This is a genomic window from Castellaniella sp., from assembly GCF_049671645.1.
Taxonomy (GTDB): Bacteria; Pseudomonadota; Gammaproteobacteria; order Burkholderiales; family Burkholderiaceae_B; genus Castellaniella.
Genome location: NZ_JBATVG010000002.1, coordinates 34,284 through 51,761 on the forward strand (window position 1 = coordinate 34,284; position 17,478 = coordinate 51,761).

The 17,478-nt window shown below is 64.4% G+C and carries 16 protein-coding genes and 1 riboswitch; of the genes, 10 read left to right on the plus strand and 6 right to left on the minus strand.

The window, feature by feature from the left end:
- Nucleotides 1-179: 179 nt before the first annotated feature.
- Nucleotides 180-258, plus strand: a riboswitch (SAM riboswitch).
- From metX to WBG56_RS00345, 4 genes are all read left to right on the plus strand, one after another.
- Nucleotides 247-1,494: a homoserine O-succinyltransferase MetX gene (gene metX / locus WBG56_RS00330; protein ID WP_424264573.1), complete on the plus strand. Its 1,248-nt coding sequence runs from the start codon at nucleotides 247-249 to the stop codon at nucleotides 1,492-1,494. (Overlaps the previous riboswitch by 12 nt.)
- Nucleotides 1,491-2,165, plus strand: coding sequence for a methionine biosynthesis protein MetW (metW, locus tag WBG56_RS00335; RefSeq protein ID WP_424264574.1), 675 nt, complete (start codon nucleotides 1,491-1,493; stop codon nucleotides 2,163-2,165). The genes metX and metW overlap by 4 nt, the downstream gene beginning before the upstream one ends.
- On the plus strand, nucleotides 2,162-3,409 hold the full coding sequence (locus tag WBG56_RS00340; protein ID WP_424264575.1) for a muropeptide transporter: 1,248 nt from the start codon (nucleotides 2,162-2,164) through the stop codon (nucleotides 3,407-3,409). Before metW ends, WBG56_RS00340 begins: the two co-directional genes overlap by 4 nt.
- A gap of 126 nt (nucleotides 3,410-3,535) precedes the next feature.
- Nucleotides 3,536-4,546 carry a bile acid:sodium symporter family protein gene (locus WBG56_RS00345; RefSeq protein WP_424264576.1) on the plus strand — a complete coding sequence of 337 codons (1,011 nt, stop codon included), beginning with the start codon at nucleotides 3,536-3,538 and terminating at the stop codon, nucleotides 4,544-4,546.
- Nucleotides 4,547-4,675: 129 nt separating this feature from the next.
- On the opposite strand, the gene WBG56_RS00350 is transcribed toward WBG56_RS00345, so the two are convergent.
- The 3 genes from WBG56_RS00350 to WBG56_RS00360 all read right to left on the minus strand — a co-directional run bounded on the left by WBG56_RS00350 (nucleotide 4,676) and on the right by WBG56_RS00360 (nucleotide 6,562).
- Complete coding sequence (locus tag WBG56_RS00350; RefSeq protein ID WP_424264577.1) at nucleotides 4,676-4,879, minus strand: hypothetical protein; 204 nt, start codon at nucleotides 4,877-4,879, stop codon at nucleotides 4,676-4,678.
- 84 nt (nucleotides 4,880-4,963) lie between these two features.
- Nucleotides 4,964-5,755 carry an exodeoxyribonuclease III gene (locus WBG56_RS00355; RefSeq protein WP_424264578.1) on the minus strand — a complete coding sequence of 264 codons (792 nt, stop codon included), beginning with the start codon at nucleotides 5,753-5,755 and terminating at the stop codon, nucleotides 4,964-4,966.
- 9 nt (nucleotides 5,756-5,764) lie between these two features.
- The gene (locus tag WBG56_RS00360; protein WP_424264579.1) at nucleotides 5,765-6,562 is read right to left on the minus strand and encodes a DODA-type extradiol aromatic ring-opening family dioxygenase; all 798 of its coding nucleotides are present in this window, start codon (nucleotides 6,560-6,562) and stop codon (nucleotides 5,765-5,767) included.
- Nucleotides 6,563-6,746: 184 nt separating this feature from the next.
- Between WBG56_RS00360 and pyrE the strand changes: the two genes are divergently transcribed.
- A complete protein-coding gene (pyrE, locus tag WBG56_RS00365) occupies nucleotides 6,747-7,421 on the plus strand; it encodes an orotate phosphoribosyltransferase (RefSeq protein WP_424264580.1) in 675 nt (224 codons plus the stop codon).
- 822 nt (nucleotides 7,422-8,243) lie between these two features.
- On the opposite strand, the gene gatB is transcribed toward pyrE, so the two are convergent.
- The 3 genes from gatB to gatC are packed head-to-tail and all read right to left on the minus strand — an operon-like array spanning nucleotide 8,244 to nucleotide 11,537.
- The gene (gatB, locus tag WBG56_RS00370) at nucleotides 8,244-9,701 is read right to left on the minus strand and encodes an Asp-tRNA(Asn)/Glu-tRNA(Gln) amidotransferase subunit GatB (protein WP_424264581.1); all 1,458 of its coding nucleotides are present in this window, start codon (nucleotides 9,699-9,701) and stop codon (nucleotides 8,244-8,246) included.
- The gene (gene gatA, locus WBG56_RS00375) at nucleotides 9,701-11,224 is read right to left on the minus strand and encodes an Asp-tRNA(Asn)/Glu-tRNA(Gln) amidotransferase subunit GatA (protein ID WP_424264582.1); all 1,524 of its coding nucleotides are present in this window, start codon (nucleotides 11,222-11,224) and stop codon (nucleotides 9,701-9,703) included. Before gatA ends, gatB begins: the two co-directional genes overlap by 1 nt.
- Nucleotides 11,225-11,228: 4 nt before the next feature.
- On the minus strand, nucleotides 11,229-11,537 hold the full coding sequence (gene gatC / locus WBG56_RS00380) for an Asp-tRNA(Asn)/Glu-tRNA(Gln) amidotransferase subunit GatC (RefSeq protein WP_424264583.1): 309 nt from the start codon (nucleotides 11,535-11,537) through the stop codon (nucleotides 11,229-11,231).
- 254 nt (nucleotides 11,538-11,791) lie between these two features.
- Here gatC and WBG56_RS00385 point away from each other — a divergent pair, with 254 nt between their 5' ends.
- The 5 genes from WBG56_RS00385 to rodA are packed head-to-tail and all read left to right on the plus strand — an operon-like array spanning nucleotide 11,792 to nucleotide 17,478.
- Nucleotides 11,792-12,835: a rod shape-determining protein gene (locus WBG56_RS00385; protein ID WP_043685149.1), complete on the plus strand. Its 1,044-nt coding sequence runs from the start codon at nucleotides 11,792-11,794 to the stop codon at nucleotides 12,833-12,835.
- Nucleotides 12,836-12,861: 26 nt separating this feature from the next.
- Nucleotides 12,862-13,746, plus strand: a complete 885-nt coding sequence (gene mreC / locus WBG56_RS00390) for a rod shape-determining protein MreC (protein ID WP_424264584.1) — start codon at nucleotides 12,862-12,864, stop codon at nucleotides 13,744-13,746.
- A gap of 25 nt (nucleotides 13,747-13,771) precedes the next feature.
- Entirely contained in the window at nucleotides 13,772-14,293 is a 522-nt protein-coding gene (gene mreD / locus WBG56_RS00395) for a rod shape-determining protein MreD (RefSeq protein ID WP_424264585.1), read from the plus strand.
- Between the two features lie 9 nt (nucleotides 14,294-14,302).
- Nucleotides 14,303-16,339 carry a penicillin-binding protein 2 gene (gene mrdA, locus WBG56_RS00400; protein ID WP_424264586.1) on the plus strand — a complete coding sequence of 679 codons (2,037 nt, stop codon included), beginning with the start codon at nucleotides 14,303-14,305 and terminating at the stop codon, nucleotides 16,337-16,339.
- A complete protein-coding gene (rodA, locus tag WBG56_RS00405; protein WP_424264587.1) occupies nucleotides 16,336-17,478 on the plus strand; it encodes a rod shape-determining protein RodA in 1,143 nt (380 codons plus the stop codon). Before mrdA ends, rodA begins: the two co-directional genes overlap by 4 nt.

Below are 17,478 nucleotides of genomic sequence, written 5' to 3' on the forward strand. Positions count from 1 at the left end.
TGGCTACTGCGCCTATACGTGAGCGAATGTATCACGAAGCCTTCATGGGGTTGTCACAGGAAACAGGGTGTTTTGTCCGTTCTGACAGGGTCTGCGGCGAGGCCGGGGAGCAGCGCGCAAGGCGACGGATTTCGAACGGCGCGCAGGGCGCCAAGCCCTGGGCGCAGTGCTAGAATGAACAACGACTTGGCGCCGATTTGCCTGATCCGCTTGCGGGCGCTCCATAAATCCAGCTAAAGAGGTCCTATGACCACCATCGCCGTTTCTCCCGATCCCGCCGCGGCCGATCCCGCCGCCTCCCTTCGCCCTCCCGTGCCAACGGGCAGCGTCGGCTATGTGTCTCCGCAGTTCCTGTCTTTCGACGAACCGCTCACCCTGTCCAGCGGCCAGGTGCTGCCGTCCTATACCCTGGCAGTGGAAACCTATGGCGAGCTGAACGCCCAGCGCAGCAATGCCGTACTGGTCTGCCATGCCCTGAATGCATCGCACCATGTGGCGGGCATGGATGCCGATCAGCCGGATCAGATCGGCTGGTGGGACAATATGGTCGGCCCCGGGAAGGCCGTCGATACCGATCGTTTTTTCGTCATCGGCGTCAATAATCTGGGATCTTGTTTCGGCTCGACCGGACCCACCACGCTCGATCCCGATACCGGCAAGCCCTGGGGCGCCGCGTTTCCCCTGCTGACGGTGGAAGACTGGGTGCGGGCGCAGGCTCGGGTGGCCGATCATTTCGGCATCGACCGGTTCGCCGCCGTGATGGGCGGGTCCTTGGGCGGCATGCAGGCGCTCAGTTGGGCGATCACCTGCCCCGAACGGGTGGGGGACTGCATCGTGGTGGCCAGCACGGCCCGCCTGACGGCCCAGAACATCGCCTTCAACGAAGTCGCCCGCCGCGCCATCCTGACCGATCCGGACTTTCACGATGGGGATTACTACACACATGGCACGGTGCCCGCGCATGGGTTGTCGGTGGCGCGCATGGTGGGACACATCACCTATCAGTCAGACGAGGTCATGGCTGCCAAATTCGGGCGCGCCCAGCGCGCGCCCAATGCCAATGGCGATTACCGCTATAACTATGACGTCGAATTCGAGGTCGAGTCCTATCTGCGGCATCAGGGGGAAAAATTTTCCCGCCGCTTCGATGCCAATACCTATCTGCTGCTGACGCGCGCTCTGGATTATTTCGATCCGGCCCGGTCGACAGGCGGCGACCTGGCCCTGGCGCTGTCCCCGGCCCGGGCGCGGTTTCTGCTGGTGTCTTTTTCCACGGACTGGCGTTTTGCGCCGGAGCATTCCCGCGAAATCGCGCAGGCCCTGCTGAAAAACCGGCGGGAAGTCACCTATGCCGAGATCGATGCCCCGCACGGCCACGACGCTTTCCTGCTGGGGGACGTGCGCTATCACGCCATTGTGCAGGGCTATTACGATCAGATTGCGCAGCGCCTGGGCCTGGGCGAACGACGCCGGACGACGGGGGTGTTGGCATGAGCACGCCAGTCGCCGCTCCGGCGCGCGCCCCCCTGCAGGCGTCTTCGGCCGGCATCGGGCAGCAGGACGACGGCGCGCCGCGCATCGACCTGCTGCGCATCGCCCAGTGGATCGCCCCCGGCAGCCGGGTGCTGGATCTGGGGTGCGCCGACGGTTATCTGCTGTCGTACCTGCAAAATACCCGCCAGGTGCAGGGGGCGGGGGTGGAATTGGACGATGACCGGGTGATCGCCGCCGTGCGGCGCGGGGTCCGGGTGATCCAGCAAAACCTGGAAGAAGGCCTGGCCCTGTTCGACGACCAGCAGTTCGATACCGTGGTGCTGTCGCAGACCCTGCAGTCCATGCATCACACCGAGCACATCCTGCACGAGATGGCGCGGGTGGCCCGGTACGGCATCGTGTCCTTTCCCAACTTCGGCTACTGGCCGCATGGCTGGTCGATCCTGCGCGGACGCATGCCGGTCAACGACCAGATGCCTTATCAGTGGTACGACACCCCCAACATCCATTTGTGCACCCTGAGGGACTTCCAGTTGCTGGCCGCCCAACTGGGTTTGCGCATCACGCATCTGGCTACGTTCCGAGGCGAAACTGAGGTCCACTGGCTGCGCGGCTGGCGCAGTACGCTGGCGGTCTACCGCTTCGAATCGCCCATGGGCAGGCAGGGATGACGGACGGCTGGCGTGTCTATGGTCGCCGGCGCGTTGCTCCCCTGTTGGTGCTGGGCTTTGCCAGCGGCCTGCCGCTGGCGCTGACGACCGGCACGCTGCAGGCCTGGGCCACGGTGGAACAGGTGTCCCTGCAAAGCATCGGTTTTCTGACGCTGGCCGGCACCGCCTACACGCTGAAGTTTCTATGGGCCCCGCTGGTGGACCGTTTTGCGCCTCCGTGGCTGGGACGACGGCGCGGCTGGGTATTCCTGACCCAATGGCTGCTGGCGGCGTCAATCGCCGCCATGGGGTTCTTTTCCCCGGGCCCCGAATTGCAGACGCTGGCCTTGCTGGCGGTGTGGGTGGCCTTCCTGTCGGCGACCCAGGATATCGCTTTCGATGCCTACAGCACGGATGTCCTGCGCCATGAGGAGCGGGCGGCGGGGGCGGCGTTGAAAGTCATGGGCTACCGTCTGGCCATGGTGGTGTCCGGGGGGCTGGCCCTGATCCTGGCCGACCAGTGGCTCGGTTGGGGGAGAACCTACATGCTGATGGGCGCATTGATGGCGCTGGCGTCGTTGGCGACCCTGTGGGCGCCCGAACCGGAACATGCCGCGCAGCCGCCCCGGGATCTCCAGCAAGCCGTCATCGCGCCTCTGCGGGAATTTTTCGGACGGCCCGGCGCTTGGACGATTCTGCTGCTGATCGTGCTCTACAAACTGGGGGATGCCTTTGCGGGCGCCTTGTCCACGACTTTTCTGATCCGGGGCGCCGGCTTCGACGTTACCGAGGTCGGCATGGTGAACAAGGTCTTTGGCCTGGTGGCCACCATCATCGGCGCCCTGGCGGGCGGCGGCCTGATGACGCGCCTGGGCCTGTACCGCGCCCTGATGGCCTTTGGCCTGCTGCAGGCGGTGTCCAACCTGGGCTACTGGATGCTGGCCGTGACTCCGCCGCACCTGTATTCGATGGCGGTGGTCGTGGCGGTGGAAAACCTGTGCGGAGGTCTGGGCACGGCCGCCTTTGTCGCCCTGCTGATGGCCCTGTGCCGCCAGCAGTTTTCCGCCACGCAATTCGCCTTGCTGTCGGCCTTGTCCGCCGTGGGTCGGACGTATCTGGCCGGGCCGCTGACGCCTGTTTTCGTCGAGCATCTGGGTTGGCCGGCGTTTTTCGTCATGACGGTGGCCATCGCCCTGCCGGGCCTGTTGCTGCTGTGGTGGATGCGCGGGCTGATCGGACGGCTGGATGAGGATCCGGCTGCCTGATGGGATCAGCGCTATCGTTGGAATGTCTCTTCAGAACTATTTTGCTATTGTTTGTCGTCAAACATGTGTTGGCGCTTCGTCTATCCTCGGCCTTCAAAGCACCGGACCGTTGGAGCATTCTTTGTCATGGTATCGAAATTACGCCTGCTGTTTGACCGCTTCACCCTGATCCTGATTGCCGTCGTCGTAGCGGCAACGTTGCTGCCCGCGCATGGTCGGGGTGCAGTCTTTTTCGAATGGCTGACGGCGGCCGCCATCGCGCTGCTGTTCTTCCTGCATGGCGCAAAGCTGTCACGTGATGCCATCATCGCCGGGGCCACGCACTGGCGTCTGCATGGGGTGATCTTCGCCTGGACGTTCATCATCTTTCCGATCCTGGGCTGGCTGTCGCGGCCCGTCCTGGTGCCGCTGTTGGGGGAACCTCTGTACGTGGGCATGCTGTATCTGTGCGTGCTGCCGGGCACGGTGCAGTCGGCGATCGCCTTCACGTCGATTGCCCGGGGCAACGTGCCGGCGGCGGTATGCGCCGCGTCCGCGTCCAGCATCGTCGGCATCGTCATCACCCCGCTGCTGCTGCAGTTGCTGCTGCAGACCGATACGTCAGCGCTGGACAGCAGTTCCCTGCTGTCTTCGATCCTGCGCATCGGCCAGCAGATTTTCCTGCCGTTCGTCGCCGGGCATCTGATGCGGCCCGTGATCGGCCGCTGGATGGATCGCCACCGCAAGCTGGTCACCAGCGTGGATCAGAGTTCCATCCTGCTGGTGGTATATACGGCCTTCAGCGAGTCGGTGGTCGCGGGCCTCTGGCATCAGGTGGCCCCTCAATCGCTGGTGCTGCTGGTGATCTGCTGCGTCGTCTTGCTGGCCGTCGTGCTGGTGCTCAATACCTGGTCCACCCGCAAGCTGGGGTTCAAGCGGGCCGATGAAGTCACCATTGTCTTCTGCGGTTCGAAAAAGAGCATGGCCACCGGCGTGCCGATGGCCGGCGTGCTGTTCAGCGCCAGCGCCATCGGGCCGGTGCTGTTGCCGCTCATGATCTTCCACCAGATCCAGCTGATGGTGTGCGCGGTCCTGGCGCAGAACTATCAGCGTCAGGATGATGATCAGGTCCGCCATCGGCGGCGCGCGCCCGCCTGATCGAGGCGTCGCATCGGTCAGGCGACCGAGGCCGCGCCGATGAGTGTCCGGACAAGAAAAAACCCCGCATATAGCGGGGTTTTTCGTTTCGCAGCCTGCCGTCCAGGACGGCAATCCGGCTCGCCGGGATCAGGCCGTCGTGTGCAGCAAAGTGCCCACGGCGCCGCCGTTGGCCAACTGCGGCACGCTGGGAACGGAATTCACCAGGCTGAGAATGGTGTTGGACTGGCCGTCCAGAACCTTGCGCAGCAGCAGATTCTGCTTTTCCTGCATCATGGACCAGTTTTGCAGGCCGGATGCGGCGGCAACGGCGCTTTCGACGGAATCGGACATGGAAGAGCTCCAGAGATATCTGACGTCAGTATAACAATTTCAGTGGATCATGACGGAAATGATCCGGTTTTTGCATGCAAGGCGTCACGGCAGCGCGTAGTCGACGGTCAGCGGCGCGTGGTCGCTGAAGCGCTCATCCTTATAGACGCTGGCGGCCTGCGCCCGGGCGGCGATGCCGGGCGTGGCTATGTGGTAGTCGATGCGCCAGCCCACGTTCTTCGCCCAAGCCTGGCCGCGATTGCTCCACCAGGTGTAGGCCTCGCCTTCGGCGTCCGGGTGCAGGGTGCGGTAGACGTCCACCCAGCCGCGTTGATCGAACAGTTCTGTCAGCCAGGCGCGTTCCTCGGGCAGGAAGCCGCTGTTCTTCAGATTGCCTTTCCAGTTCTTCAGGTCGATTTCGCGGTGGGCGATGTTCCAGTCGCCGCAGATGACGAATTCCCGGCCGGTGTCGCGGTATTCCCGCATCAGGCCGTCCAGCCAGGTTTCGTAGTGATCCAGGAAACGGTATTTGGCGGTCTGCCGTTCGTCGCCGCTGGATCCAGACGGCAGATAGGCGCTGACGACGCTCAAGCCCGGCCAGTCGGCTCGCAGGATGCGGCCTTCCGCGTCGAATTCCGGGCAGTCCATGCCGATGGTCACGCCATCCGCAGGCTGGCGCAGGTACAGACCTACGCCGCTGTAGCCTTTTTTCTCCGCGTGATGGAAATGTCCGGCATAGCCGTCCGGGTGGCGGAGTTCGTCGGTCAGGTCCGTATCCTGGATCTTGATTTCCTGCAGGCAGACGATGTCGGGTTTCTGGGATTGCAGCCAGTTCGCCAGGCCTTTGCGGTAGGCAGAACGGATGCCGTTGACGTTCAGGGTGGTGATGCGTAGCACGGGAGTCCTTTATCCGAACCGGAAGCTGGACACGGTCAGCCCGCCGGATGCGTTGGTTTCGTGATGGAAGCAGGTGGCTGGCTCGTCGCCGGCCGCCCCGCTGGCGATGAACAAGGGTACCAGGTGATCTTCCATCGGATGGCAGATGCGGGCGGCGGGCGCGGTTTCCCAGCGCAGCAACTGGGCCTGACGCTGGTCCGGCGGCATGGCGACCAGGGTGTCCTGCAGCCAGGCGTCGAACAGGGCGGAGGGTTCGCGCCCGGCCGGACCGAAGCCGCGCAGGTTGTGGTAGCTGAGCCCGCTGCCGATGATCAGGATGTTTTCGTCGCGCAGCGGCTGCAGGGCTGCCCCCAGCGCCTGGTGCCAGGCCGGATCGAACCCGGCTTCGATCGACAACTGCACCATGGGGATCTGCGCCCTGGGGTACATGACATAGGCCGGCACGAAGGCGCCGTGATCGAACCCGCGCCGCGTGTCCTCGATGACCGGGATGCCATGGGCGGACAGCAAGGCCTGGACCCGCGCTGACAGCCTGGGCGATCCGGGGGCCGTGTAGTGGATGTCGTAGGTATCTTCCGGAAAGCCATGGTAGTCGTACACCATGCCCGGCTGCGGATGTCCGCTGACCTTGATCTGCCCGCGGGTGATCCAGTGGGCGGAAATCATCAGAATGGCCCGGGGGGCTTGCGGCAGCGCGGCGGGGATGCCTTGCAGGGCGGCGGTCAGCGCCGCGTAGTTGTTCGTGGGGTCCGGCATCCAGGGCCAGGGGCCGCCGCCATGGGAAATGAAATAGACAGGCTGGCGCATGATGGTGTTCCTTCGTGCTGCATATGGGGATTTGAGGGCTAAATGATAGGCGCACTGAGAGGGAAAGCATAGCTGGGAAAGGAGCGCGGGCGCGGCGAATCCCCGTTGAGGATCAGTGCCGGATCTGCGGGCCTGCCCGGAAATATCCGATAATGTGGCCTTCCCAGATTCCGAGATTTCCGCCATGCCCGGTTCGCACGCTCAAGCCTTCGTCCGTTTTGCCCTGGAACAGGGCGTTTTGCGTTTTGGTGAGTTCAAGACCAAGTCCGGGCGCTTGAGCCCATATTTTTTCAATGCGGGCCTGTTCAACGATGGCGCCAGCGTCGGCCGCCTGGGGCAGTTCTATGCCCAGGCGCTGATCGATGCCGGACTGGGTTTCGACATGCTGTTCGGCCCCGCCTACAAGGGCATTCCTTTGGCGACGACGACAGCAGTCGCGCTGTCGGGGCAGCCTGCCCTGGTCGGGCGGTCCGTGCCTTTTGCCTTCAACCGCAAGGAAGCCAAGGATCATGGCGAGGGTGGCGTGCTGGTCGGCGCGCCGTTGCATGGCAAGGTGGTGATCATCGACGATGTGATCACGGCCGGCACCTCGGTGCGTGAATCCGTGACCCTGATCCGCGCGGCCGGGGCCCAGCCGGCTGCGGTGCTGATCGCCCTGGACCGCATGGAACGCGCCGGGGCGGAGGGCGCCCTGTCGGCGCATTCGGCGGTGCAGGACGTGGAACAGACCTACGGGATTCCGGTGATCAGCATTGCTTCTTTGGTGGATGTGATGGCGCTGCTGGAAGGGGATGCGGAGCTGGCCGAGCACCGGGGGGCGGTGGCGGCTTATCGGGATCGGTACGGGATTTCTGCTTGAGGGCTGTTTTGGTTTGAGTTCTTGAGCCGGCTGGGTGGCGCCGGGCCTTCCGGGCGCTGGTCGGCCGGTCCCGGCTGTGCCGGGACTGCTCGGTCATTTCATGTAAATCGGGGCGCTCGCCAAACGCGCGGGGTGATCAGTCCCCCGGACTGATCACAAGCGTCCCGCTTGAACGGTGGCTCGCTTGCACCCCCGATTTGCATGAAATGACCGACGGCCTCCAACAGCGCCCGGAAGGCCCGGCGCCTCCCAGCCTCAGAGTATCCGCATGTGGGGCGTCGGGGACGACTGCGTGTTGGTTCAGGGGCCTGTTTGCTTGGTGGAGGTGATTGGCGCGTGGTGTCGTCGCCACCTTGCGCAGCCGCGTACAGGCCTGGAGGGGCGTGGGGTTGCTCTTACAGCGGCTATGAATAAGCGCGGCCTGTCATGCGGGCCTTGATCCCGTCGGATCCGATGATATAGGAGTCCAGTGGTATAGGCTTGACCGGGCAGGACGCGAGAACAATCTTCCTTGATTGCGTCAGGACGGTATGCGTTCCGGCTTCAGGCGCTGTTCGAGCCTGCCGGGTAGAGGGCCATTGGAGGGGAGGCAAGAGAGCCACTGTTTGAGCGGGACGCTTGTGCCCAGTCCGGGGGACTGGGCGCCCCGCGAGTTTGGCGAACGCCCCGGAAATGGCCCTCTGCCCGGGCAGTCCCGGCGAAGCCGGGACCAGGCGAGCGGCGCCTGAAGCCGGAACGCATACCGGCCGAGATCTCCCACAGAAGAAGCAAGGCCGGATTCCGCCGTAGCAGCAGCGATAGGAACGGATGGAAAAATGAAAACTACTTGTCCAGCCGCTGCTTCAGAACCGTATTCACCTGCTGCGGATTCGCCTTCCCCTTGGCCGCCTTCATCACCTGGCCCACCAGCGAATTGAACGCCTTCTGCTTGCCTGCGTGGTATTCCTCGACGATCGCGGGGTTGGCCGCCAGCACCTGATCGATCATGGCTTCGATCGCCCCGGTATCGCTGATCTGGCGCAGGCCCTTCGACTCGATGATCGCATCCGCATCGCCGCCCGATTCCCCCGCCCACATCGCCGCGAACACATCGCGGGCGATCTTGGTGGAAATCGTCCCGTCCAGGATGCGGGCGATCAGCGCCGCCAATTGCGCGGGAGCCACCGGCGATTGGCCGATCTCCAACCCGTCGCGGTTCAGCGCCGCCGACAATTCGCCCAGGATCCAGTTGGCCGCCTGTTTCGCCTGCTCGGCGGGCAGGGCCGTCGCGGTCGCCTCGAAATAATCCGCCACGGAGCGGTGCAGCGTCAGTTGCGCGGCATCGTAGGCCGTCAGACCCATATCGGATTCGAAACGGGCGCGTTTCGCCGCCGGGAGTTCCGGCAGCGTGGCGCGGACTTCTTCGATCCATTCCGGCGACACGATCAGCGGCGGCAGATCCGGGTCGGGGAAATACCGGTAGTCGTCGGAGTCTTCCTTGGTGCGCATGCTGCGGGTTTCATCCCGGTCCGCATCGTATAGGCGGGTTGCCTGCACGACCTTGCCGCCGTCTTCGATCAGTTCGATCTGGCGACGGATTTCGTATTGGATGGCGCGTTCCAGGAAACGGAAAGAATTCAGATTCTTGATCTCGCAGCGTGTGCCGAGTTCAGTCTGGCCGCGCGGACGCACCGACACGTTGGCGTCGCAGCGGAACGAACCTTCCTGCATATTTCCGTCGCAAATGCCCAGCCAGACCACCAGGCCGTGCAGGGTGCGGGCGTAGGCCACGGCCTCGGCGGCCGAGTGCATCTCCGGTTCGGTCACGATTTCCAGCAGCGGCGTGCCCGCGCGGTTCAGGTCGATGCCGCTGGACGATTCGCCATGCGGCCCGGTGAAATGTTCGTGCAGGGACTTGCCGGCGTCTTCTTCCAGATGGGCGCGCGTCAGGTTGATCGTGTGTTCCTGTTCGCCGACGAAAAATGACAACTGGCCGCCGACCACGATAGGCAATTCGAACTGGCTGATCTGGTAGTTCTTCGGCAGATCGGGGTAGAAATAGTTCTTGCGCGCGAAGACGGATCGGTGCGCTACTTGGGCGCCGATGGCCAGGCCGAACTGGATGGCGCGTTCCACCGCGCCCCGGTTCATGGCCGGCAGCGAACCCGGCAGGGCCATGTCCACGGCATTGGCCTGTGTATTGGGCTCGGCGCCGAAACGCGTGCTGCTGCGCGAAAAGATCTTCGACTGAGTGGACAGCTGGGCGTGGGTTTCCAGCCCGATGACGATTTCCCAATCCATTATGCGTGTTCCGGTGTGCGTTGGTGCCAGTCAGTGGTCTGCTGATAGCGGTCGGCCAGGGCCAGCAGGCGGCCCTCGTCGAAATAGCGGCCGACGATCTGCAGCCCTATGGGCAGGCGGCCCGAATCCCCGCCGAAACCGCAGGGGATGGACATGCCGGGCAGCCCGGCCAGGCTGACGCCCAGGGTGTAGATATCGCCCAGCCAGTCGGCGATGGGGTCCTGGCGGTTGTCGCCGATGCGGCGGGCCGTGCCGGGCGTGACCGGCCCCATGATGACATCGCAGTCCTGGGACAGCGCCCGCTGGAAGTCATCGACGATCATGCGCCGCACGCGCTGGGCCTGCAGATAATAAGCGTCGTAGTAGCCGTGCGACAGCACGTAGGTGCCCACCAGGATGCGGCGGCGCACTTCGTCGCCGAAGCCTTCCGAGCGCGAGCGGCTGGTCATGTCGGCCAGGTCTGTGTACTGAGCCGCCCGGTGGCCGTAGCGCACCCCGTCGTAGCGCGACAGGTTGCTGGATGCTTCAGCGGGGGCGATGACGTAATACGCCGGAATCGACAGGCGGGTGCGGGGCAGGGAAATATCCACGCGGGTGGCGCCCAGCGATTCGAAGACCTGCAGGGCGGATTCGATGGCGGCGCCCACGTCGGCTGCCAGGCCCTCATTGAAGAATTCGCGCGGCACCCCGATGCGAAGGCCTTTCAGGGGCTGATCGCCCGCGGCCTGGAAGACGGACTGCGCCGCGTCGAAATCGGCCTGGATGCGGCCGGAGGCGTTGGGCCGTCCGTCGCAGGATTCCAGGCTGGTGGAATCCTGGGGGTCGAAGCCGCTCATGGTGTCCAGCAGCGGCACCAGGTCGCGGGCGCTGCGGGCCAGGGGGCCGGCCTGATCCAGGCTGGAAGCGTAGGCGATGATGCCGTAGCGCGATACGGTGCCGTAGGTGGGCTTGATGCCGCTGACGCCGCAATAGGCGGCGGGCTGGCGCACCGATCCGCCTGTGTCGGTGCCGGTGGCGCCCAGCACCAGGCCGGCGGCCACGGCGGCGGCGGAGCCGCCCGACGACCCGCCTGGGATGCGGTCCGCGTCCCAGGGATTGCATACCGGGCCGAAGGCGGAATTCTCGTTGCCCGAGCCCATGGCGAATTCGTCGCAGCTGAGCTTGCCCAGGGATACGGCGCCGGCCTGGCGCAGGTGGTCCACGACGGTGGCATCGAAGGGGCTGACGTAATCGGCCAGCATGCGGCTGGCGGCGGTGGTGCGCCAGCCGCGCGTCACGAACAGGTCTTTGTGGGCGATGGGAATGCCGGTCAGCGGCCCCGCCTGGCCGTCGGCCAGCGCCTGGTCGGCGGCGCGGGCCTGGGCCAGGGTCAGGTCGTCGTCGATGTGCAGGAAGACATTCGGGTCGCGGTAGCCGCGGGCGGCCCGAAGGGCGTCGGCGGCCAGCTCGGCGGCGCTGATGCGCCGGCTGCGCAGGGCTTCGCCCAGCGCCGGGATGCTGTGGAATTCGGAAAACTGGGTCATGGCATCATTCGATGACGGTGGGCACGAGGAACAGGCCCTGGTGGGCCGCGGGGGCGTTTTGCAGGCAGGCGTCGCGCTGGCCGGTCGACTGGGCCGGGTCGGCCGCATCGTCGCGCAGCCGCAGGGCGATGTGCTGATGGGCGGCCAGCGGGTGGGCCATGGGCTCGATGCCGGTCGTGGCCACCGCTTGCAGTTCTTCGATCAGGCCCAGGATGCGATTCAGTTCCTGGTGGGCGCGGGATTGGTCATTGGAATCCAGCCGCAGGCCCGAAAGTCGTGCGAGCCGGGTGATGTCCTGTTCGGTCAGTGCCATGTCGTCTTGCCGGAGAGGCCGCCGCCAAAGGGCGGCCGGATGAGTGTGTGCGGATGTGTCCGGGAATGCCGAAAGCGGATGTTTTGCAAAACTTTCCCCTTGATTCCAAGCATGTCCACAGAGGATTATAAGTTATCATTACCGATTCCATGCGGCTTGCCTGGCCTGTGCCCGCCGCGCTGGCGGTAGATCGTCGGCGACATCGGGCCCTACGCGCGCAAATCCCATTTCACCCTCTTTACATTAGTGCGCCCATGTTCGGATTCCTACGCAGCTATTTTTCCAGCGATATGGCGATTGACCTTGGTACGGCCAATACGCTGATCTATGTCCGCAGCAAGGGCATCGTGCTCGACGAACCTTCGGTCGTCGCAATCCGCCACGATGGCGGCCCCAACGGCAAGAAAATCATCCAGGCAGTCGGCCACGAGGCCAAGCAGATGCTGGGTCGGGTGCCCGGCAACATCGAAGCCATCCGTCCGATGAAAGACGGTGTCATCGCCGACTTCACCGTGACCGAGCAGATGCTCAAGCAGTTCATCCGCATGGTTCACCCGCGCAGCATGCTGGCCCCCAGCCCGCGCATCATCGTCTGCGTGCCGTGCGGTTCCACCCAGGTCGAACGCCGCGCCATCCGCGAATCCGCCTTGGGCGCCGGCGCCAGCCAGGTCTACCTGATCGAGGAACCCATGGCCGCCGCCATCGGCGCCGGGCTGGCCGTGTCCGATGCCAGCGGTTCCATGGTCGTGGACATCGGCGGCGGCACCACCGAAGTCGCCGTGATCTCCCTGGGCGGCATGGTCTACAAAGGCTCGGTGCGCGTCGGCGGCGACAAATTCGACGAAGCCATCATCAACTACATTCGCCGCAACTACGGCATGCTGATCGGCGAACCCACCGCCGAACTGATCAAGAAAGAAATCGGCTCGGCCTTCCCCGGGTCTGAAATCCGTGAAATCGAGGTCAAGGGCCGCAATCTGTCCGAAGGCGTGCCGCGCAGCTTCACGGTGTCTTCGAACGAAATCCTCGAATCCCTGACGGATCCGCTGAATCAGATCGTCTCGGCCGTGAAAACCGCGCTCGAACAGACGCCGCCTGAATTGGGCGCGGACATCACCGACAAGGGCATCGCCCTGACCGGTGGCGGGGCGCTGCTGCATGACCTGGACCGTCTGCTCCAGGAAGAAACCGGCCTGCCCGTGGTCGTCGCCGAGGACCCGCTGACATGCGTGGTGCGGGGCTGCGGCGAAGCACTCGAACATCTCGAGCGTCTGGGCGGGGTCTTCATTTACGATTGATAGAGCGGTCTTCGCTCTTTTTCGTCATGCGCGAACCCGGGACGCTCAGGCTCTTCAAGCGCGGGCCCAGCATCGAAGTCCGTCTGGTCCTGTTGCTGGCCGTCTGCCTGGCCCTGATTGTGACCGATGCGCACTGGCCCGTCCTGGGTCCGGTGCGCCAGACCTTGTCGACGGCCATCTACCCCTTTCAGCGGGTGGTGCTGGCTCCCCGAGAGGCCATGGAATACGTGGACAGCTGGTCGCACGCGGCCACACTGGCGCGCGAGGAACAGGACGCCCTGCGCCGCCAGCAGATCGAAATGGCGCAATTGGTCACCCATGCCGCCCAGCTGACGACCGAGAACGAGCAGCTGCGCCGCTTGCTGAAAGTATCCGAATCCATTTCCCAGCAGTCGGTGGCCGTCGAAGTTTTCTACGTGCCGCCCAATGCGTTCAGCCATCGGCTGATTTTCAACAAGGGGTCCGACGCGGGCATCGAGCCCGGGATGCCGGTCATCGACGAAGGCGGGGTCGTGGGACAGATCATCCACGTCACTCCGTTCACATCCGAGGCCGCCTTGTTGATCGATGATCAGGTGTCCATCCCCGTTCAGGTGCTGCGCAACGGCCTGCGCCTGATCGCCTTCGGCAGCGATGAAGTCGGCAAGCTGGAAGTTCGCTACCTGACGGCCAATGTGGATGTACAGGCCGGCGATACACTCGTGACCAGCGGTATCGGCGGTTTGTTCCCGGCGGGGCTTTCGGTGGGGCGGGTGGAAAAAGTGGATCGCGACCCGGGCACCGGCTTTGCCATGGCGATTGCCGAACCTTTGTCGCATCCCGAACGCTATCGCCATTTCCTGGTGCTGCGCGTCGATGTGTCGAAAGTGCCCAAACCCGAGGAGATCGAGCGTGCCCTTGGTCAGCACTAAACGACCGGCGGGGCGTTCCTCGCTGATGTCTCTGCAGCCTGTGGATGCCGCGCCTTTCCACCGGCCCTCATCGGCCTGGCTGGTATGGGGCTCGCTGCTCCTGGTCTGGCTGGCGTCCCTGTTGCCCTGGCGGCTGTGGCAGCCGGTGCCCGACATGCTGCTGCTGGTGCTGGCATTCTGGTGCCTGCACGAGCCCGGGCGTGTCGGCCTGCTCACCGCTTTTGTCCTGGGCCTGCTGATGGACGTGCATGATTCCGGCCTGTTGGGGCTGCACGCCTTGAATTATGTGCTGTGCGCCTATGGGGTGCTGCGGCTGCACAGACGGCTGCAGCATTTCAATGTCTGGGTCCAGACGCTGCATATGGTGCCGGTTTTCGTGGCGGCGGCCCTGGTGTCGCGACTGCTGGGGGCCTGGCTCAATGGCGCCTGGGTGGGTTGGGACTGGCTGTGGGCGGCGCTGATCACCGGCGCGCTGCTGCCTCTGGCGGACGTGCTGCTGTTGCTGCCCCAGCGCCGGCTGGATGGCGACGACGTCGGCGCAGTGTGATGGCGCGGCATGTTTGAGTTTCGCAAGACCGGCCTCCATCAGCGGCAGACTGTGCTGTTGCGCGCCTGGGTGGCGGGCGTGTTTGCCTTGGTGTGCCTGTTGCTGTTGGTCGGCCGCCTGTGGTATTTGCAGATCGTGCGCTATGACAATCTGGCGGCGCGCGCCGATCAGAACCGGATCACCATCGTGCCGATCCCGCCCCGGCGCGGCCAGATCACGGATCGCAATGGCGAAACCATGGCGACCAACCAGCGGGATTACACGCTGCTGGTCACGCGGGCGCAGGTCCAGGGGAAAGTCGAGGATCTGCTGGACCGATTGCGGGAACTCGTCTACATCAGCGACAGCGACCAGCGCAAGTTCCTGCGGCTCTACCAGCAAAGCGGCCGCTACGCGCCGGTGCTGCTGCGCAATAACCTGAACGACATCGAGGCATCCTGGTTTGCCGTTCATGCCTTTGAATTCCCGGGCGTCAGCCTGCAGGCCCGCTGGGTGCGCGCCTATCCTCTGCATGAGTCCGCGGCGCATGTGCTGGGCTTCGTCGGCCGGATATCGGAAGCGGACGAGCAGCACCTGGAAGATACCGGCCAGGAGGGGAATTACCGGGGTACCCTGGTGATGGGCAAAAAGGGTATTGAAAAGACATGGGAAAAGGTGCTGCATGGCCGCACGGGGGTCGAGGAGCTGGAAGTGACAGCGACCGGCCGGCCCGTGCGCGAACTGAGCCGTACCGACCCGATTCCGGGGTCGAATCTGGAATTGTCCCTGGATGCGGGCTTGCAGAAGCTGGCAGAGACCCAATTCGATGGCCGTCGCGGGGCGCTGGTGGCGATTGCGCCGCATACCGGCGAGGTCCTGGCGTTCGTGTCCTCGCCCTCGTTTGATCCGAATCTGTTCGTCGATGGCATCGACGTGGAGAACTGGCGCAAACTCAATGAGTCGCCGGATCACCCCCTGATCAATCGGCCCTTGTACGGGACCTATCCGATCGGCTCGACGTATAAGCCCTTCGTCGCCTTGGCGGCTCTGGAAATGGGCTTGCGCGGGGCGCAGGACATGGTCCCCGATCCGGGGTATTTCGAACTGGCCGGCCAGAAATTCCGCAATGCGGGAGGGGCCGTCTACGGGCCGACCAATCTGCACAAGGCGATCGTCGTGTCCTCGGACACCTATTTCTTTTCGCTGGGCGCCCTGATGGACGTCGATGCCTTGCATGATTTCAGCAAGCAGTTCGGGTTTGGCCAGATCACCGGCATCGATCTGGACGGTGAACGACGCGGCGTGCTGCCCTCTCGGGAGTGGAAGCGCAAGACCTATAAAAAACCGGCGCAGCAGCATTGGTATCAAGGTGAAACCGTTTCTGTGACGGTGGGCCAGGGCTACAACGCCTTCACCCTGCTGCAACTGGCGCAGGCCACGTCGGTCCTGGCCAATGACGGGGTCTACATGAAGCCTCATCTGGTGCGCCGTATCATCGATCCCCTGACCGGCCGTTTCACGTATCCGGTATTGGCGCCTCAATATACGATCCCGCTCAAGCCCGCCAATCTGAAGGCGGTCCGTGATGCCATGGTCGACGTCATCAACAAGGGCACCGCGCGGCGGGCCTTCGACGGAGCCGCCTACCAGGCCGCGGGCAAGACCGGCACTGCCCAGGTCTACAGCCTGCGGGGCGCCAAATACAAGGCGCATGCGGTGGATGAACGCCTGCGCGACCACGCCCTGTTCATGGCCTATGCGCCGGTGGATGACCCGCAGATCGCCGTGGCCCTGATCGTGGAAAACGGCGGTTGGGGCGCCTCGGTCGCGGCGCCGATCGCCCGCACGGTCTTCGATTATTGGCTGGATCCCGCCCGGGTGGTCAAGCGCCGGCAGCAGATGCAGGCGGAACAGGCCGCGCGCCAGGCGAACGATGCGGCCGCGCGACCGGGCCTGGGGGCGCCGGACGCATCGCCCGCGCCCGATGACGAAGAGGCCCCCGAGCCCGCTCCTTTGCCGGATGCCGCTACGCCCCCTGAAGATGGGGCCCAGGAGGACACGCCATGAAGCTCATCGTGCTGGCCGTGCGCCGCATGCTGTCGGTCCTGGACTGGCCTTTGCTGATTCTTCTGGTGCTCATGGCGCTGGTCGGCATGGCGACCATGCATTCGGCGGTGGGGAACACCGACTGGCGCTTCGCCGATCAGTTGCGTAATTTCCTGATCGCTTTTGTCGCCATGTGGGCGGTGGCGTTGATGCGCCCGACCTTCATCATGCGCACTGCCCCGTTCCTGTATGTCGTGGGCGTGGTGCTGCTGGTGGCGGTGATGTTGTTCGGCGTGACCAGCAAGGGTGCGACGCGTTGGCTGGAGCTCGGATTTGGCCGTGTCCAGCCATCGGAAATGATGAAGATTGCCGTGCCGCTGATGCTGGCCTGGTATTTTCAGCGGCAGTCCAGCGGGCGTTTCAAGGTGCTGGACTTCCTGGTGGCCGGGGTGCTGCTGCTGGTGCCGGCCGCGCTGATCATCGAACAGCCTGACCTGGGCACGGCGCTGCTGGTGCTGGCGTCCGGATTTTGCGTGATCTATTTCGCGGGCCTGTCTTTCAAGTTGCTGGTGCCGGTGGTGCTGGTGGCCGTGCTGGGGCTGGGCACGCTGGTGTCCTACGAGGACCAGATCTGCCAGCCCGATGTGGACTGGGTGGTCTTGCACGACTATCAGAAATACCGGGTCTGCGTCTTGCTGAACCCCGGTTCCGACCCGCTGGGCAAGGGCTTTCATACGATCCAATCCATGATTGCCGTGGGTTCGGGCGGTGTCTACGGCAAGGGATATATGCAGGGCACGCAGACGCACCTGGATTTCATCCCCGAACGCACTACCGATTTCATCTTTGCCGTGTTTGCCGAGGAGTTCGGTTTCTACGGCGGCGTGACCCTGCTGGTGCTGTATGCCCTGATGGTGCTGCGCGGCCTGACGATCACGGTGCGGGCGCCCACCCAGTTCGGGCGCCTGCTGGGCGGAGCCATGTCCATGATGATGTTCGTCTACGTCTTTGTGAACATCGGCATGGTGACCGGCGTGCTGCCGGTCGTCGGGGTGCCGCTGCCTTTCATGAGCTACGGCGGCACGGCCCTGATGACGCTGGGGGTGGCCTGCGGCCTGCTGATGAGTATCGGGGCGCATCAGCCCCGATCGTCGGGGTGA

Excerpts from the sequence above, each read along its gene's own strand:
- metX (WP_424264573.1), top strand. The coding sequence starts at position 247 with ATGACCACCATCGCCGTTTCTCCCGATCCCGCCGCGGCCGATCCCGCC.
- metW (WP_424264574.1), top strand. The coding sequence starts at position 1,491 with ATGAGCACGCCAGTCGCCGCTCCGGCGCGCGCCCCCCTGCAGGCGTCT.
- WBG56_RS00340 (WP_424264575.1), top strand. The coding sequence starts at position 2,162 with ATGACGGACGGCTGGCGTGTCTATGGTCGCCGGCGCGTTGCTCCCCTG.
- WBG56_RS00345 (WP_424264576.1), top strand. The coding sequence starts at position 3,536 with ATGGTATCGAAATTACGCCTGCTGTTTGACCGCTTCACCCTGATCCTG.
- WBG56_RS00350 (WP_424264577.1), bottom strand. The coding sequence starts at position 4,879 with ATGTCCGATTCCGTCGAAAGCGCCGTTGCCGCCGCATCCGGCCTGCAA.
- WBG56_RS00360 (WP_424264579.1), bottom strand. The coding sequence starts at position 6,562 with ATGCGCCAGCCTGTCTATTTCATTTCCCATGGCGGCGGCCCCTGGCCC.
- pyrE (WP_424264580.1), top strand. The coding sequence starts at position 6,747 with ATGCCCGGTTCGCACGCTCAAGCCTTCGTCCGTTTTGCCCTGGAACAG.
- gatB (WP_424264581.1), bottom strand. The coding sequence starts at position 9,701 with ATGGATTGGGAAATCGTCATCGGGCTGGAAACCCACGCCCAGCTGTCC.
- gatA (WP_424264582.1), bottom strand. The coding sequence starts at position 11,224 with ATGACCCAGTTTTCCGAATTCCACAGCATCCCGGCGCTGGGCGAAGCC.
- gatC (WP_424264583.1), bottom strand. The coding sequence starts at position 11,537 with ATGGCACTGACCGAACAGGACATCACCCGGCTCGCACGACTTTCGGGC.
- WBG56_RS00385 (WP_043685149.1), top strand. The coding sequence starts at position 11,792 with ATGTTCGGATTCCTACGCAGCTATTTTTCCAGCGATATGGCGATTGAC.
- mreC (WP_424264584.1), top strand. The coding sequence starts at position 12,862 with ATGCGCGAACCCGGGACGCTCAGGCTCTTCAAGCGCGGGCCCAGCATC.
- mreD (WP_424264585.1), top strand. The coding sequence starts at position 13,772 with ATGTCTCTGCAGCCTGTGGATGCCGCGCCTTTCCACCGGCCCTCATCG.
- mrdA (WP_424264586.1), top strand. The coding sequence starts at position 14,303 with ATGTTTGAGTTTCGCAAGACCGGCCTCCATCAGCGGCAGACTGTGCTG.
- rodA (WP_424264587.1), top strand. The coding sequence starts at position 16,336 with ATGAAGCTCATCGTGCTGGCCGTGCGCCGCATGCTGTCGGTCCTGGAC.